Genomic DNA, 16,751 nt, shown 5'->3' on the forward strand with positions numbered 1-16,751 from the left:
TTGCGCAAAAATCCGTCTTTCGTTTTTGGTCGTGTATAAGGAAGTGCTGGTTGAATATCCTGTTCAAATAAGAATTTCGTAATAGCTGGTGTTTTATAAGCAGCATCAGCCGCAACGGCAAGTGGTTTTTTCACTTTTTCTATTACCTTTTCAACAAGAGGTTGTAGCATATGACTATCGTGAACATTACCAGGTGTTACAATCGTTCCAAGTATAAATCCATAACGATCCGCAGCAGCATGAAAAGAATACGCAAACTGTTTTGTTCGTTCATCTTTCACATAGTAACCACTCTCTGGATCGGTTGTGCTTTCTTTGATTTCCTTCATTTCTTCTTTTTCAAACTTTTCTGGAGGGAACGGCTTTTTCCCATGATTCACACGGTCTTGGTTGATTTCTTCTTGTAACTTCGCCTCATACGCACGCGTTTCTTTACGGACCATTTTCTTTTCGAATTTGCGTTTATTCGCACTCGCCTTCACATGAGTAGAATCAACGAAAACATGGTCCGGACTCAACAAGCCTTTATCCGCAATTTCTTTGAGGATTCGATAGAAAATCTGTTCAAAGATATCTGTGTCTTGGAAACGACGGACATAGTTTTTCCCGAAGGTTGAAAAGTGAGGTACTTCTGTATGGAAGCCAAATCCTAAAAACCAACGATAAGCCATATTTGTCTCAATTTCTTTGATAGTTTGACGCATCGAACGAATCCCAAATACATATTGAACAAAGGTCATTTTAATTAAAACGACCGGGTCAATACTTGGTCTACCTAATGTAGAATATAGTGGTTCTACCAGTGGATAGATGAAAGAAAAATCAATGGCCGCTTCGAGCTTTCTTACAAGATGGTTTTGTGGTACAAGTTGGTCAATCGTAATCATCTCAATTTGATTGCGTTCATAATTTTGATTTTTAGTCATCATATCTATCACCTCTAGCAGTTTTCATTTTACTTTTAGAAATTTCTTAAGTTTATTGTAAAAGAAAAAAGACTGTAGGCAAACTCGAAATTTATCGAGTTTGTCTACAGTCTGAAGCAAACGCCTAAACGTTTGCTTTTTTCATCTTCTCTTGGAATTCATTCCAAACTTGATCAAATTTAACTTTATCTTCATCCATTAATTCCACTAATGGAAGTCTTACTTTTTCTACGTTAAAGCCAAATTTGCTCATTGCATATTTCACTGGAACTGGATTTGGGTTTGCGAATAATTGTTGAACTAACGGTAACAATGCTTGATGAATCTGCGCAGCCTCTTGATGACGACCTTCTTCAAACGCGCGAATCATTGCTTGCATTTCGTTACCAACGACATGAGCTGCTACTGAAATAACACCACGACCACCAATTGCTAAAAGCGGTAAAGTTAAGCCGTCATCCCCACTATAAACATACGTATCTTCTGACACATTCGCTAAAATTTCGGTCATTTGATCTAAATTTCCACTTGCTTCTTTCACAATCCGAACATTCGGAAGTTTACTTAAAGAAACAATTGTTTGTGGAAGTATATTAATACCTGTTCGACCAGGAATATTATAAATAATGATTGGCAGTGTCGTTGATTTGGCGATCGCTTCAAAGTGCGCGAATATGCCACGTTGATTTGGCTTATTATAATACGGTGCTACTAACATTACACCGTCAACACCTAAATTTTCCGCTTTTTTCGTCAATTCAATCGAAAATTCTGTTTCATTATCCCCTGTTCCTGCGATGACAGGGATACGTTTATTTACTTTTTTCACTGTAAAGTCAATTAACTTTAGTTTATCCTCTTCAGAAATCGTTGGAGATTCACCTGTTGTACCACAAACGACAATCGTATCCGTCCCATTTGCAATTAAATGTTCAATTATCCGTTCTACTGTTTCATAATCGATCCCATCTTCATTAAATGGGGTGATCATCGCAGTAGCTATACGACCTAAATCCATTTTCACACCTCTTATAGTAAGTTATCCTCTAACATCGTTTCTGCAATCTGAATAGAGTTTAATGCAGCACCTTTTAGCAAGTTATCTGACACTATCCATAAATGGAATCCTTTTTTGATTGATAGGTCTTGTCGAATACGTCCAACGTATACTGGATCTTCCCCTTCTACAAATAGAGGCATCGGATATTCCTGTGATGTAATATCATCTTGTAAGACAATACCAGGAGCATTTTTTAACACTTCAAAAATATCTTGTAATGAAGCGTCTTGTTCTACTTCAATATAAACAGATTCAGAATGTCCCGAAACGACTGGTACACGTACACAAGTTGCAGCTACTGCTAGTTCTGGCATGTGCATAATCTTTTTCGTTTCATTAATCATTTTCATTTCCTCGTATGTAAAGCCATTGTCCGTAAATACATCGATTTGCGGAATGACGTTACGTGCAATTGGATAATGCTTTTTGTCTGATTTTGCTGGTAAAATGTTTGCTTCTACATTTTTACCCGCTTCCCACTGTGCACTTTGCGCGCGTAATTCTTCAATCGCTGCAATACCTGAACCCGAAACCGCTTGATAAGTTGAAACAATCACTTTTGTTAAACCAAATTTTTCACGGATAGGTTGAAGGGCAGCAACCATTTGAATTGTTGAACAGTTTGGATTTGCGATAATACCATTATGTTTTGCCAAGTCTTCTCTATTTACTTCAGGCACGACTAATGGTACATCTGGATGCATACGGAAGTGACTTGTGTTGTCAATAACAACCGCGCCACGTTTCGCTGCTTCAGGTGCTAACTTTGCAGAAACCGAACCACCTGCAGAGAATAAGGCAACATCTACACCTTCAAAGGCTTCCGGAGTTGCTTCTTCGATTGTGTAGTTTTGCCCGTTAAATTCGATTTCTTTTCCTGCTGATCTAGCTGAAGCTAAAAATTTTATATTTTTAATAGGAAAATTGCGTTTAATTAGTTGTTCTTTCATTTTGCTTCCAACTGCACCTGTTGCTCCAACAATTGCAACTGTTAATTGTTTAGACATTTCTCATCTCTCCTCAAAAACTAGTAACATATAATGTTGAAAATTGTATCATAAAAATATCAATTTGTGTTGGAAAATTCGATTATTTCAAATATTGTATAAATAATGGTTGTAATTGTTTCTTATGCTCAATGGCATGAGCGACTGTATCGACCATTTTTGTAAAGTCAGAAATAAGGGAGTTAGGTTTATTATAAGGGTCATCTTGGCCAAATGGGATAAAATAAATATTCTTAGAATTTAATAGTTTCATAATATTAACTCCATTTAGGCCTAAAGCATCATTTGTCGAAATTCCCAATACAACGGGTGAACCATTCCGAAGAGTTGCTTTTGCTGCCATTAATACCGGACTATCTGTCGACGCATTGGCAAACTTACTAATGGAATTACCAGTCATTGGGGCAATCACCATACAATCGAGTGGGTTTTTTGGTCCAAAAGGCTCTGCCTCTACTATGGATGAAACCACCTTTTCACCAGATAATGCTTCTATTTTTTGTATCCATTCTTCTCCAGTTCCAAACCGAGTTGCAGCCGTTAATACTGAATGGGTAATAATAGGAACTACAGTAGCACCTGCATTGCGGAAGTTCATAATTTTTGGAATGACATCTTCATATGTGCAATGGGATGCCGTAATACCTAGTCCTATTCTTTTTCCTTCTAACAAGAATTTCTCCTCCTTAACTGTCCAACAATTGATTCATATAGTACATTCCCTGCATCTTCAGGGAAAAATTTTCCTGGTAGCGCCGGTAAAAATTCATAATTATTTCTATGAACACCATCTTGTAAACACCCTGGATAGGAGGCTAAATCATAGATTGGCATTGAAATTTTCTTATTAAATTGTTCATCTAACCATTTCGCGGGTATTGTATTGATGAAAAAATCCCCTTCAATATCCCCTACATCTTTTAGGTCTATTGCTTCGTATCGAAAGGCTTTTGCCTCGTTAAGTTGTACATTTGAACGCACAGCGATGCTAACCTCTGCACCGATATTTCTTAATATATTAGCTGTCATTTTTGCTACACGACCAAAGCCTGTGATAATAAATTTCTTACCTTGAATCGCTCTTTTTGTATTGTAAAATGTGGAAACAAACGCTTCTGCTGTTAATACAGCGTTATACCAAATAAACGATTCATCCTCCAAGTAAAAATGGAGCTCATTGTCATTCAAAATTTTTTCCCATGAATCATTTAACTTTCCAGAAAATATAATTGCATCGGAAAGCCCTAAGACATTTTGGACTTTTATTTCTAAAGGGTGGATTGGTAACACAACAAAATGAGGATGAAATGCTAAAACAGTTTTGTTTAGTTCTTCATCCCATTCATTTACATTTTTATAATAGACTGTTCTCTTTCCATCGCTTAATCGCTTTGCTAACACTTTCATTCTTGCATCGGTTCCAACTACTAACCATTTCTCATCATTCATGAATCAAACTGCCGTCTTTTATGTGATGTTTTGCGGAACAAAATTCGATCTTCACCAATTAGATGAATCTCTTCCCACGGTATAAACAATGGTGCAGTGGATTTCTTTTTTTGGAATGGTAATTTACCTGATTGATCGTTTAATTCAAATCCATAAATTTTTCCCGTTTTTGGATCAAACAAGCATTCTGTATCAGATAAATAGCCGTACCTTACACCATGTTCCATCTCAATAAGTTCTTTTTCTGCAAGCTCCGATAGCAGCATTTTTTCCCTCCTCCATGAGCTTATTGATACTATATGCAAAGTCAGAATTGAAGGTGCTTTTTCTGTTTAAGTTTCGTACCATTCTAATAACTAATAATCGAGTCGATACTACTATTACTATTCAATTCGGTAGCGATTTATTTTGGAACTTGCTTAAAACAATAAAAAATAGGTGCTCCCCATTTCTGGGAAACACCTGTTATTTTACACCTTGACCAATGATTGAAATGGCTGGTTCTGCGCTTAATATGTAATCAATCATCTCATCTACTTTTTTCATCGATACTGCATCAATATCCGCGATGGTTTCGTCAATGGATTTATGTCGCTTCGCATTTAGTTCGTTTCGACCATTTCGACTCATCCGTGAATTTGTACTTTCAAGACCTAAAACGAAACTGCCTTTAAGCTGCTCTTTCGCATTCGACAGTTCTGTTTCTGTAATTCCTTGCGTTTGGATTTTACTTAAAGAATCGTCAATTGTTTTTTGTAATAATGCTAATTGCTGGTTATTGGTACTTCCATAAATCGTAAACGCACCAATATCTTGATAACATGATTGATACGAAAAAATCGAATAAGCTAGTCCACGTTCTTCCCTAACTTCTTGGAAAAGTCTTGATGACATATTTCCGCCGATAATATTGTTAAGGGCAATAAAACTATATAAATTCGGGTCTTTTGTACCTACTGCAGGGTAGGAAATTGCAATGTGCGATTGCTCAACATCTCGTTCTTTTACAATTCTCCCTGAACTAAGTGTTGGATACGTAAGAACCGTTTCCATTACTTTAGGAGAACGTTCTAGCTTCGAGAAAAGCTTTTCGATATGTTGCAATAACTCTTTTGTAATGTTTCCTGCTACAGATATTACAATATTTTCAGGATAATAATGCTTTTCCATATAGTGTTCAATTGTTTCTTTATTAAAAGTGGATAATGTTTGACTTGTGCCCAAAATTGGAAGACCTAATGCATCATTTGGGTACATGACACGCCATAACGCTTCATGCACATCATCATCTGGTGCATCTTCACTCATTAATATTTCTTCTAACACCACTTGTCGTTCTTTTTCAAGCTCTTGTTTTGCAAATGTCGAGTTAAAAAACATATCCGCTAAAATGGAAATTGCTAGTTCACCATGATGATCTAAAACTTTTGCATAATAGCATGTATTTTCCTTCGATGTAAATGCATTGATTTCTCCACCGATACGGTCGAATTCTTCTGCAATTTGTCTTGCGGTTTTTGTCGTCGTCCCTTTAAAGAGCATATGCTCAATAAAATGCGTAATTCCATTTTCTTCTGGCAATTCAAATCGTGACCCAGCACCTACCCAAACGCCGACTGAAATAGATCGAACATGGGGGATATGCTCTGAAACGATTCGAACACCATTTTGACACGTATAAATTTTAACCAATCATATCCTCACCTATCAAATTAAAATCTTGTATTAAGTAATCATATGCTAAACATTAACAATAATTCAACTTTGGAACAATCCTTAACGAATTTTTTCGACTAAAAGATAAAAACAGGAGTGAGTTAAAAATCTCGCTCCTGTTTTACATTACATATAAGATTATTGTTGTTCTGCTCGTTCTTTTTCTTCTTTAATAACGACTTTACGTGATAGATTTACTCGGCCTTGGTTATCAATTTCAATGACCTTCACCATTAATTGATCGCCAATTTTTAATACATCTTCCACTTTGTTTGTACGTTCTTCTTGGATTTCAGAAATGTGTAATAAACCATCTTTACCTTGGAAGATTTCACAGAATGCACCGAATTTTTCGATACGTTTTACTGTTGCCAAGTAATACTCGCCAACTTTCGCTTCACGTACGATGGATTCAATGATTTCTTTCGCACGAATATTCATTTCTTGGTTTGCAGAAGAAATATAAATTGTACCATCTTGTTCTGTATCAATTTTTACGCCAGTTTCTTCAATAATTTTGTTAATCGTTTTACCACCTGATCCGATCACATCACGGATTTTGTCTGGGTTAATACGAATCACTTCAATTTTTGGTGCATATTTTGATAGTTGTTCACGTGGTTGGTCTAACGTTGCTAACATTGATTCTAAAATAACCATACGACCAATTTTCGCTTGTTGTAATGCTTCTTCTAAAATTTCGCGTGATAAACCATCAATTTTAATATCCATTTGAAGTGCCGTTACACCTTTTGCCGTACCAGCTACTTTAAAGTCCATATCCCCAAGGTGGTCTTCCATACCTTGAATATCCGTTAATACAGAATAATGTTCGCCTTTTTTCACAAGTCCCATCGCAATCCCAGCAACAGGTGCTTTAATCGGTACACCAGCATCCATCATGGCAAGCGTTGATGCACAGATTGACGCTTGTGAAGTAGAACCGTTTGATTCTAATACTTCTGATACACAACGAATTGCATATGGGAAGTCTTTCTCATCTGGAATAACAGCAAGTAATGCACGTTCTCCTAAAGCACCATGCCCAATTTCACGACGACCTGGTCCGCGCATTGGTCCTGTTTCCCCAACCGAGAATTGCGGGAAGTTATAATGGTGCATAAAGCGTTTTGACTCTTCAAGACCTAGCCCGTCAATAATTTGAACATCACCAAGTGGTCCTAATGTACAAATTGAAAGAGCTTGAGTTTGTCCACGCGTAAATAAACCAGAGCCATGCGCACGTTGTAATAACCCAACTTCTGAAGAAAGAGGACGAATTTCGTCAACTTTACGTCCATCTGGGCGAATTTTTTCTTCTGTAATTAGACGGCGAACTTCATCTTTCACCATTTTATCTAAAATTGTTTTCACTTGTTTTAACGTATCTTCATCTACTTCTTGCTCTTCAAAAGATAACATAACGCGTTCTTTTACTGCTGAAATCGCATCTTCTCTTGCATGCTTTTCAACTGTTTGAATCGCCGCATTCATATCTTCTTCACACATTGCTTTAATTTTTGAAGTCAGTTCTGCGTCCAGCTCAAATAACTGTACTTCGATTTTTTCTTTCGCGACTTCTGCAACAATTTGTTCTTGGAAGGCAATTAATTTTTTAATTTCTTCATGACCAAACATAATTGCTTCAAGCATAATTTCTTCTGGTACTTCTAGAGCACCTGCTTCTACCATGTTAATTGCATCTTTATTCCCTGCAACCGTTAAGTGGATTGTACTTTTTTCAGCTTGTTCCACATTTGGATTGACGATGAATTCACCATCAATATACCCTACATGAACACCAGCAATTGGTCCGTTAAATGGAATGTCTGAGATGGATAATGCTAAAGAAGAACCAAACATAGCAGCCATATCAGTCGGACAATCCGGATCAGAAGACATGACTATCGAAATAACTTGTACTTCGTTACGGAAGCCGTCTGGGAAACTTGGTCGGATTGGACGGTCAATTAAACGAGAAACTAAAATTGCATGCTCAGATGGACGACCTTCACGTTTAATAAAGCCTCCTGGAATTTTCCCTGCAGCATATAGACGTTCTTCATAGTTTACTGTTAATGGGAAGAAATCTAAAGGCTTTGGTGTTTTTGACATTGTTGCAGTTGCTAGTACTGCGGATTCACCATAGCGTACTAATGCTGCCCCATTTGCTTGTTTAGCTAGCTGTCCAACTTCTACTACTAACGGACGGCCTGCCCATTCATATGAAAAGATTTTTTTTTCGGTCATTAAATGAACCCCTTTCTCATTGAAACACAGAACTAACAATATATATTCACTAGTTAGTGTATCAAAAAAGCAATTTCTATGCTAAATGTTTTCACTATAATTATGGCTATTTCGTATATTTTTTACAAATTATTTAGGAGAATACTTATTTTTGTCTTAAAACATAAATTTTTTTGTTAAAACACTACTGTTAACTTGTCCAAATTTACGCAAATACACACATGTTAGTCCAAATTTGCTACATTTGGCCAATCAAATTTTGCATAAATAAAAAGCGGGAACATTCCCGCTTTTTAGTAAGCTGTGATTAACGACGTAATCCAAGACGTTGGATTAGTTCACGGTAACGTTGTACGTCATTTTCACGAAGATATTTTAATAAGTGACGACGACGACCAACTTTTTTAAGAAGACCACGTTGAGAGTGGAAGTCTTTTTTATGAGTGCCTAAGTGATCGTTTAAAGCATTGATTTCTGCAGTTAATACTGCGATTTGTACTTCTGGAGAACCAGTGTCCCCTTCGTGAGTGCGGTACTCAGCGATAATTTCGTTTTTACGTTCTTTTGTAATTGCCATTAGAATGGACCTCCTAAATAATTATGTTTACACCATTAGCACAGCGATCGTTGGAGAATCGAGTAGCCGAGCTAAGGACGCGTGTTAATAACACTTAATGAATAGTACCATACTTTAAAAAATGTAGCAACTTTTACGATAAGTTCTGGAAATATTCGATTGCTTCATTTTTATCTTTTTCAATTTGTGCTTTTAAAGAATCGATACCATCAAACTTTTGTTCGTTCCGAAGATGTTTTTCCCATCCAATGGTTACATCTTCACCATAAATGTTTTTGTTAAAATCTAAAATATGTACTTCAATGGACAATTGTTTATCATCAGGGTTTTTAAACGTTGGTCTATAGCCGACATTGCACACCCCATTGTACCATTTATTTTGAACTTTTAAACGTACGGCATAAACACCTGTTCTTGGTATAAAGGATCCTTCATGTGGTTGAATATTAGCAGTAGGGAACCCAATTGTGCGTCCACGTTTATCGCCTTGAATAACGATACCAGGAACTTTAAAAGCTCTTCCTAGTAGCTTAGCTGCACCCTCCATATCACCAGCCTTTAAATACTCGCGAATTCTTGTAGAGCTAATTTTTTCGACATCATCAGCTTGTTTATCAATTACTGTTACACCATAATCACCATTACTTAATTCCTTCATCGTATCCATGTTCCCTTGACCAAATTTGCCAAATGAAAAGTCAAATCCAGCCGTCACATGTTTTACATTTAAATCACGAATAAAGTACTGAATAAATTCCTCTGGTGATAGTTTGGCAAAATCCGATGTAAAGTTTACAACAAATACGTTCTCTACACCTAATCCTTCTAAAATGGCAATTTTTTGTTGAAGGGGTGTTATATAAAAGATTTGTTCCTTTCTTCCACCAAGTACAATCGATGGATGTGGATCAAAGGTCATGACTGCGCTTTCAATATTTAATTCCTGCGCTTTTTCCATTGCTGCTTTTATTACCGCTTGATGCCCCTTATGCACGCCATCAAAAAAACCGACTGCTAAGGAATAGGCAGAAGATTGTTGCAGTGGATTTAACTCATGCGGGTATTTTAAATGTACAACATTCATACAAATATTTTTCCTCCTTAGACTTGCGGGAACATTTTTTCAGGTTTCATCAATCCTTCTTTCGTTGGATGTTGAACATAAACCGCTAAAACCTTACCCTCTTTACTAAATATTATTTTATCACTTTTTTTCAAAAATGCATGTGCAGGAAGAACTTGTCCATTTAAAATTTGTTTTTCATTGGACTCATCGATTTCAATAAAAGGATAAGTGGATAATGCATATTCAACTGGACGAATCACTTCATCAATTTTCCCTTCTGAAACTAATTTTTCAACTTGTTCTAATGTAACACAATCGTCTTTCGAAAATGTTCCCGACGTAACCCGTGTCAGAAATGCCATATGTGCTGGGAATCCTAATTTTTCACCAATTTGAACAGCAAGTGTACGAATGTATGTACCTTTACTGCATGCAATTCTAACACGAAAAGTGATTTCTTCTCCTTCAAACTTTTGTACACCCTCTAAAAGATCTAATGAGTAGATTGATACTTTTCGAGTAGGTCTTTCAACTGTTTGACCTTTTCGAGCATATTCATATAGTTTTTTTCCATTTACTTTTACGGCAGAATACATTGGAGGAGTTTGTTCAATTTCCCCAGTTAGACTTAAAAGAGCTTGCAATACATCTTGTCGTGTTAATGTTTTAAAGCTCGTATCTCTTTCAACGGTTTCCCCTTGTGCATCTTCTGTCGTGGTTGATACTCCAATGGAAATTACTGCTTCATACGTTTTCCCTGCATCCGTTAAATATTCTGCTATTCTAGTAGCTTGGCCTATGCAAATCGGAAGTACTCCTGTCACTTCTGGATCCAATGTGCCTGTATGACCTACTCGTTTTGTTTTTAATATTTTTCGTAATTTAAACACGCAATCGTGACTTGTCATGCCTTGTTCTTTCCAAAGAGGTAAAATGCCGTTCATTTCTGATTCAATCTCCTTTATAAAAAAGAAAAAGCCTACATTGCACAAATGTATGCAGATGTAGACTGTTCTCATTAAATAGTTACCTTCTCTTAATCATTGTTATTTAGAGAACGTAATAGTGCATCAATTTTATTTCCGTATTCAACAGCTGAATCAAATTCAAAAGTAATCTCAGGCGTACGACGCAAGCGAATACGATGTCCAATTTCAGTGCGAATGAAACCGGATGCTTTCACTAATGCTTTTAGTGTATCCTCACGTTCGCGCTCACTTCCAAGAGAAGAAATATAAACAGTTGCTTGTTGAAGATCACCAGTAACTGCTACATCCGTAATTGTTACGAAGCCGACACGTGGATCTTTTAATTTACGAGTAATAATATCGCCTAACTCTTTTTTCATTTGTTCAGCAATACGATTGGAACGTAATGACATGATGAGTCACCTCTTTATAAAAGTGATGAATCCTATTTGCTAACCAAATAACCGCGATTGCGTTCAATTCATCACTTAAATATTTTCGTTATTTCTAGTTGAAGAAAATCAAATGTGTCTTAGCATATTTAGTTCAAAACAATTATTGCTTTGACCTACTAATTCAAATTAAAAATAATCTCGTAAAACTTCAAGTTGTTCCCAAGCAGGATTGGATTGTAAAAAATGAAGTGCATTATTGATTTCTCGATCTGCACTGGCTCTTGAAGAAGATACACACACAAGTGCGATTCTTGTTCGTTGCCACACATTTTGATGATCAATTTCCGCTACGGAAACATTAAACTTTTGTTTCGTACGAGTAATCATTCGCTGGAGAACTGCACGTTTTTCTTTTAACGAATGGGCGTCGGGTATTTGAAATTCAACTTCTACGTAAACAATCACTATCGTTTAATTTCTTCCATAATAAAGGCTTCAATTATGTCGCCTTCTTTAATGTCGTTGAAGTTTTTAATCGTAATACCACACTCATACCCTTTCGCTACTTCTTTCGCATCGTCTTTGAAACGTTTTAATGAATCTAGCTCACCTTCAAATACAACGATACCATCACGAATAACGCGAACGCCTGAATCGCGAGTAACTTTACCCTCTGTTATATAAGATCCAGCGATTGTACCAACTTTTGAAACTTTAATTGTTTGACGAACTTCCGCTTGACCAATAATTTTTTCTTCATATTCTGGATCAAGCATACCTTTCATCGCAGCTTCGATTTCTTCAATTACTTTGTAGATAATACGGTGTAGACGAATATCTACCCCTTCTTCTTCAGCTGCACGTTTTGCATTAACATCTGGACGTACATTAAACCCAATAACAATTGCATTTGATGCAGCAGCTAAAGAGATATCCGATTCCGTAATTGCACCTGCACCTGTATGGATAATTTTTACGTTAACGCCTTCTACATCAATTTTCATTAATGACGCAGCCATTGCCTCAACAGTACCTTGAACGTCCGCTTTAACGATTAAGTTAAGCTCTTTTACGTCACCTTGAGACATTTGTTCAAATAGATTATCCAATGTTACACGTTGCTTTTCAGAACGGCTTGCTTGAATTGCAGTCATTGCACGAGATTCCCCAACAGAACGCGCTGTTTTTTCATCTTCAAAGACTACAAAGCGATCCCCTGCTTGTGGTACTTCATTAATACCTGTAATTTCAACAGGTGTTGCTGGACCTGCTTCTTTTACACGACGGCCGATATCATTCACCATAGCGCGGACACGTCCATAAGCATGACCTACAACGATGGAATCACCAATACGTAAAGTTCCATCTTGTACTAATAATGTAGCAACCGAACCTCTACCTTTATCGAGTTGAGCTTCAATTACTGTACCGATAGCAGAACGATTTGGTGTTGCTTTTAATTCTGCTACTTCGGATACCAATAGTATCATCTCTAATAGCGTATCAATACCTTCACCTTTTAAGGCTGAAATTGGTACAAAGATTGTATCGCCGCCCCAATCTTCAGGAACTAAGCCATGTTCCGTTAATTCTTGCATAACACGGTCAGGATTCGCAGAAGGTTTATCCATTTTGTTTACTGCTACGATAATTGGTACTTCAGCCGCTTTTGCATGGTTAATTGCTTCTACTGTTTGAGGCATTACACCATCATCTGCAGCTACAACGATAATGGCTAAATCGGTAATTTTTGCACCGCGCGCACGCATTGTTGTAAATGCAGCATGCCCTGGTGTATCTAAAAACGTAATTTTTTTATCATTTACAACTACTTGGTAAGCACCAATATGTTGTGTAATACCGCCTGCTTCACCAGCTGTAACTTTTGTATGACGGATTGAGTCAAGCAATGTTGTTTTACCATGGTCAACGTGTCCCATAATTGTAACTACTGGTGGACGTTCTTGTAGTTCACCGTCATTTGACTCTTCTTGTTCGAAGTAAACTTCTAAGTCCGTAATATCGACACGCACTTCTTCTTCTACTTCTACGCCATAATCTGCACAAATTAACTCAATTGCATCCTTATCTAACTCTTGGTTAATTGTTGCCATTACACCAAGCATAAACAATTTTTTAATTAATTCAGATGGTTCACGGTGTAATTTTTTTGCTAACTCTGCAACCGTTAAAGATTCATAGAAAGTAATTTTTTCTGGAAGTTCTTTTGGTGCAGCAGCAATTGTTGGTTGATGTGTTTTTGGATGTCTACGTTTCCCACCATGGATCCCTGGCTTTTTACGTTGATTAAATCCACCTTTAGTTTTGCTGTTATTATTGTTATCCATACTTTTATTATGGTTACCTTTATTTTTTGACTTATCGTTATTTCCCTGAGAAGATTGGTTATTTGCGCTCGTTGGATTTTTCTTCTTCATTGGTTGTTGCTGCGATGTATTTTTTGATTTAGGCGTAACACTTGCTGATTTATGTTGATTTGAAGAAGTGTTGCTAGTTGTTGACGTTACAGTGTTATACACAGTATCTAATTTCGAAACTGCATCTCCTTCTAGCATCGACATATGGTTTGTTACACTAATCTTTAACTTACTTAATTCTTCGATAACTTCTTTACTTGATTTATTTACTTTTCTGGCATATTCATGAACTCTGATTTTGGTCATCTGCTCACCCCCGATTATATTTCGTTGAGTAGACTAGACATCTTTTTCGCAAAACCACTATCAGTAATAGCGATTACGACACGTGCTTCTTTTCCAATAGCATGTCCTAGCTGGTAGCGATCACCAAACACACGGTACTCAACGTTGTAAAACGTACACTTATCTTGAATTTTCTTACTTGAATTATGAGCGGCATCGTTAGCTAGTAGTACGAGTTTTGCCTTACCCGTTCGTACTTCTTTCACTACTAACTCTTCACCCGTGACTATTTTTCTGGCTCTTGCTGCTAAACCTAATAACTGAAATAATCTTTCACTCATAAAATAGACTCCCTACGAATCAGTCGTATTAGTTCGTCGTAAACTTCATCTGGGATTTTTACTTCTAATTGACGTTCGAGTATATTCTTTTTCCTAGCCAATTCGACGGCTTCCTCGGACTTTGAAATATATGCACCACGTCCCGACTTTTTTCCTGTTACATCTACTGATACTTCGCCTTCTTTTGATCGGACAATTCGTATCATTGATTTTTTAGGCAAGCTCTCACCAGTTACAACACATTTGCGTAACGGTACTTTTCTTTTAGTCGACATGAGAATTTCACCTTCCCTAATAAAAAAGCAAATCTTTTATTCATTTGGTTGTTACTACTCTTCTTCGTCTTGGTATAAATCATATTCGATTTCTTCATCATCATAAAACGAGTTATCGGATTCTTGTTCTTGAATGAAACGACTAGATTCAGAAGGATAAATACCCATTTCACGAGCATCTGTTTCACTCTTTATATCAATTTTCCAGCCTGTTAATTTCGCTGCAAGTCTTGCATTTTGACCACGTTTACCAATTGCAAGGGAAAGTTGATAATCAGGAACCACTACAGTTGTGGATTTTTCTTCTTCATTAACAATTACATCTAAAACCTTTGAAGGGCTTAAAGCATTTGCAACAAATACGATTGGATCTTCTGACCATTCAACAATATCAATTTTTTCACCGTTTAATTCATTGACAATTGTTTGGACACGCGCACCTTTTGCACCAACACATGCGCCTACAGCATCGACTTCTTCATTGTGTGCATATACTGAAATTTTTGAACGATCGCCAGCTTCACGGGCAATGGATTTAATTTCAACAATTCCTTCATAGATTTCAGGAACTTCCATTTCAAATAGTCGACGTAGTAATCCAGGGTGAGTTCGAGAAACAATCACTTGAGGTCCACGAGTTGTTCGCTCTACTTTTGTAATGTAAACACGAATACGCGATTGTGGCTTATAAACCTCACCTTGAATTTGCTCATTTACTGGCAATGCAGCTTCTACTTTACCGAGGCTTACATAAATATTACGAGAATCCTGTCGTTCGATAAGCCCATTGACGATATCATCTGTACGATCAACAAATTCTTCATAGATGATTCCGCGCTCTGCTTCACGAACTCTTTGTGTCACCACTTGTTTTGCCGTTTGTGCTGCAATTCTTCCGAAGTTACGAGGCGTTACTTCTTGTTCTAATACATCGCCAACTTCATAAGCAGGGTTAATATCTTTTGCGTCCTCAATCGAAATTTGAAGGCGATCATCTTCTACTTCTTCCACTACATCTTTACGTGAATAAACGACCATTGAACCATTTTCTAAGTTTAAATCTACACGAACATTTTGTGCTTGATTAAAATTACGTTTATATGCAGTTACTAATGCAGCTTCGATTGCTTCAACGATAATATCTCGGGAAATTCCTTTTTGTTGCTCCAGAGCAGTTAAAGCATCAAGTAAATCACTACTCATTTTATTTTCACTCCTAGTATTCAATTATGAAGAAAAATCGATTGCGTATCGTGCTTTAGCGATTTTTTCCTTTTCGATAAAAATATTTAATTTACGTGTTTTTATACGAACTTCTAGCTCTAAACCTTGTTCAGTATATGCTTTTAAATAGCCTTGGAATTCTTTCATATCTTTTATTGGCTCATATGATTTCACATAAATAAATTTACCTACTGCTTTTTCAAAATCGGATTCTTTCTTCAAAGGACGCTCTGCTCCAGGTGAAGAAACTTCTAAATAATAGTTTTGCTCGATCGGATCCTTTTCATCCAATACGAGGCTCAATCGTTCACTAACGATGGCACATTGTTCGATATCAATTCCGCCTTCTGGAGTATCGATGTAAACTCGAAGAAACCAGTTGCGACCTTCTTTTAAAAATTCTATATCGACTAATTCAAGGTTTAGCTCATCTAATATTGGTGTAACAAGCTCTTCAATTACAGACGTTACTTTACTCATAGTATCCTCCCTGGCGTAATCTTGCGCTTATTCATTTAAAGGTTACTGGTAATAATATTTGCTTACTTATTGTCTAGCTAAGATTGCTAACTCTTCGACAGTTGTTATTGGAGTGAATCTTTCGCTTATCTTAGTAAAAAATGAAATTCCACCAAGGCATGGTGAAATTTTCGTTCAACCTCTATTGTTCAATGGGTAAAATTTGGATAAGCATAACAACAGAAAAGAGCGGGAATGGACCCACTCTTTGCTGCAAAACTATCAACAAATTATTACCATTACAATAGCACAAAATTTTAGTTATTGCAAATTTACGCAATTTTGCCGTTTAAATGGTAGTAAAATTAAATGCGC

18 protein-coding genes are annotated in these 16,751 nt (G+C 36.7%); all 18 read right to left on the bottom strand.

Annotation, left to right across the window (positions count from 1 at the left end; translation table 11 throughout):
- The coding region (locus tag EK386_RS02750) for an IS1182 family transposase (RefSeq protein WP_126657497.1) at nucleotides 1–929 on the bottom strand (929 nt) is incomplete at its 3' end.
- A 121-nt stretch (nucleotides 930–1,050) separates the two neighbouring features.
- The gene (dapA, locus tag EK386_RS02755) at nucleotides 1,051–1,944 is read right to left on the bottom strand and encodes a 4-hydroxy-tetrahydrodipicolinate synthase (protein ID WP_126657498.1); all 894 of its coding nucleotides are present in this window, start codon (nucleotides 1,942–1,944) and stop codon (nucleotides 1,051–1,053) included.
- A gap of 11 nt (nucleotides 1,945–1,955) precedes the next feature.
- Nucleotides 1,956–2,993 carry an aspartate-semialdehyde dehydrogenase gene (locus tag EK386_RS02760; RefSeq protein WP_126657499.1) on the bottom strand — a complete coding sequence of 346 codons (1,038 nt, stop codon included), beginning with the start codon at nucleotides 2,991–2,993 and terminating at the stop codon, nucleotides 1,956–1,958.
- A gap of 82 nt (nucleotides 2,994–3,075) precedes the next feature.
- Nucleotides 3,076–3,666 (bottom strand): dipicolinate synthase subunit B, encoded by a 591-nt coding sequence (locus tag EK386_RS02765; protein WP_126657500.1) that lies wholly within the window; start codon nucleotides 3,664–3,666, stop codon nucleotides 3,076–3,078.
- Complete coding sequence (locus EK386_RS02770) at nucleotides 3,660–4,442, bottom strand: dipicolinate synthase subunit A (protein WP_126657501.1); 783 nt, start codon at nucleotides 4,440–4,442, stop codon at nucleotides 3,660–3,662. Before EK386_RS02770 ends, EK386_RS02765 begins: the two co-directional genes overlap by 7 nt.
- On the bottom strand, nucleotides 4,439–4,708 hold the full coding sequence (locus EK386_RS02775) for a YlmC/YmxH family sporulation protein (protein ID WP_126657502.1): 270 nt from the start codon (nucleotides 4,706–4,708) through the stop codon (nucleotides 4,439–4,441). Before EK386_RS02775 ends, EK386_RS02770 begins: the two co-directional genes overlap by 4 nt.
- A gap of 199 nt (nucleotides 4,709–4,907) precedes the next feature.
- A complete protein-coding gene (locus EK386_RS02780; RefSeq protein WP_126657503.1) occupies nucleotides 4,908–6,134 on the bottom strand; it encodes a M16 family metallopeptidase in 1,227 nt (408 codons plus the stop codon).
- A 162-nt stretch (nucleotides 6,135–6,296) separates the two neighbouring features.
- Nucleotides 6,297–8,408 (bottom strand): polyribonucleotide nucleotidyltransferase, encoded by a 2,112-nt coding sequence (pnp, locus tag EK386_RS02785; RefSeq protein WP_126657504.1) that lies wholly within the window; start codon nucleotides 8,406–8,408, stop codon nucleotides 6,297–6,299.
- 307 nt (nucleotides 8,409–8,715) lie between these two features.
- Nucleotides 8,716–8,985, bottom strand: a complete 270-nt coding sequence (gene rpsO / locus EK386_RS02790) for a 30S ribosomal protein S15 (RefSeq protein ID WP_126657505.1) — start codon at nucleotides 8,983–8,985, stop codon at nucleotides 8,716–8,718.
- 133 nt (nucleotides 8,986–9,118) lie between these two features.
- A complete protein-coding gene (gene ribF / locus EK386_RS02795) occupies nucleotides 9,119–10,069 on the bottom strand; it encodes a riboflavin biosynthesis protein RibF (protein WP_126657506.1) in 951 nt (316 codons plus the stop codon).
- A 17-nt stretch (nucleotides 10,070–10,086) separates the two neighbouring features.
- Nucleotides 10,087–10,995, bottom strand: a complete 909-nt coding sequence (truB, locus tag EK386_RS02800; protein WP_126657507.1) for a tRNA pseudouridine(55) synthase TruB — start codon at nucleotides 10,993–10,995, stop codon at nucleotides 10,087–10,089.
- A 92-nt stretch (nucleotides 10,996–11,087) separates the two neighbouring features.
- Nucleotides 11,088–11,432 carry a 30S ribosome-binding factor RbfA gene (rbfA, locus tag EK386_RS02805; protein ID WP_126657508.1) on the bottom strand — a complete coding sequence of 115 codons (345 nt, stop codon included), beginning with the start codon at nucleotides 11,430–11,432 and terminating at the stop codon, nucleotides 11,088–11,090.
- A gap of 168 nt (nucleotides 11,433–11,600) precedes the next feature.
- Nucleotides 11,601–11,879 (bottom strand): DUF503 domain-containing protein, encoded by a 279-nt coding sequence (locus tag EK386_RS02810; RefSeq protein ID WP_126657509.1) that lies wholly within the window; start codon nucleotides 11,877–11,879, stop codon nucleotides 11,601–11,603.
- Entirely contained in the window at nucleotides 11,879–14,098 is a 2,220-nt protein-coding gene (infB, locus tag EK386_RS02815; RefSeq protein WP_126657510.1) for a translation initiation factor IF-2, read from the bottom strand. The genes EK386_RS02810 and infB overlap by 1 nt, the downstream gene beginning before the upstream one ends.
- A 14-nt stretch (nucleotides 14,099–14,112) precedes the next feature.
- Nucleotides 14,113–14,418 carry a YlxQ family RNA-binding protein gene (locus EK386_RS02820; RefSeq protein WP_126657511.1) on the bottom strand — a complete coding sequence of 102 codons (306 nt, stop codon included), beginning with the start codon at nucleotides 14,416–14,418 and terminating at the stop codon, nucleotides 14,113–14,115.
- A complete protein-coding gene (rnpM, locus tag EK386_RS02825; RefSeq protein WP_126657512.1) occupies nucleotides 14,415–14,693 on the bottom strand; it encodes an RNase P modulator RnpM in 279 nt (92 codons plus the stop codon). Before rnpM ends, EK386_RS02820 begins: the two co-directional genes overlap by 4 nt.
- A 54-nt stretch (nucleotides 14,694–14,747) precedes the next feature.
- Complete coding sequence (gene nusA, locus EK386_RS02830; RefSeq protein WP_126657513.1) at nucleotides 14,748–15,896, bottom strand: transcription termination factor NusA; 1,149 nt, start codon at nucleotides 15,894–15,896, stop codon at nucleotides 14,748–14,750.
- Between the two features lie 24 nt (nucleotides 15,897–15,920).
- Nucleotides 15,921–16,397, bottom strand: a complete 477-nt coding sequence (gene rimP / locus EK386_RS02835) for a ribosome maturation factor RimP (RefSeq protein WP_126657514.1) — start codon at nucleotides 16,395–16,397, stop codon at nucleotides 15,921–15,923.
- Nucleotides 16,398–16,751: the final 354 nt, after the last annotated feature.

It is taken from the genome of Lysinibacillus antri, from assembly GCF_003977595.1.
Lineage (GTDB): Bacteria > Bacillota > Bacilli > Bacillales_A > Planococcaceae > Ureibacillus > Ureibacillus antri.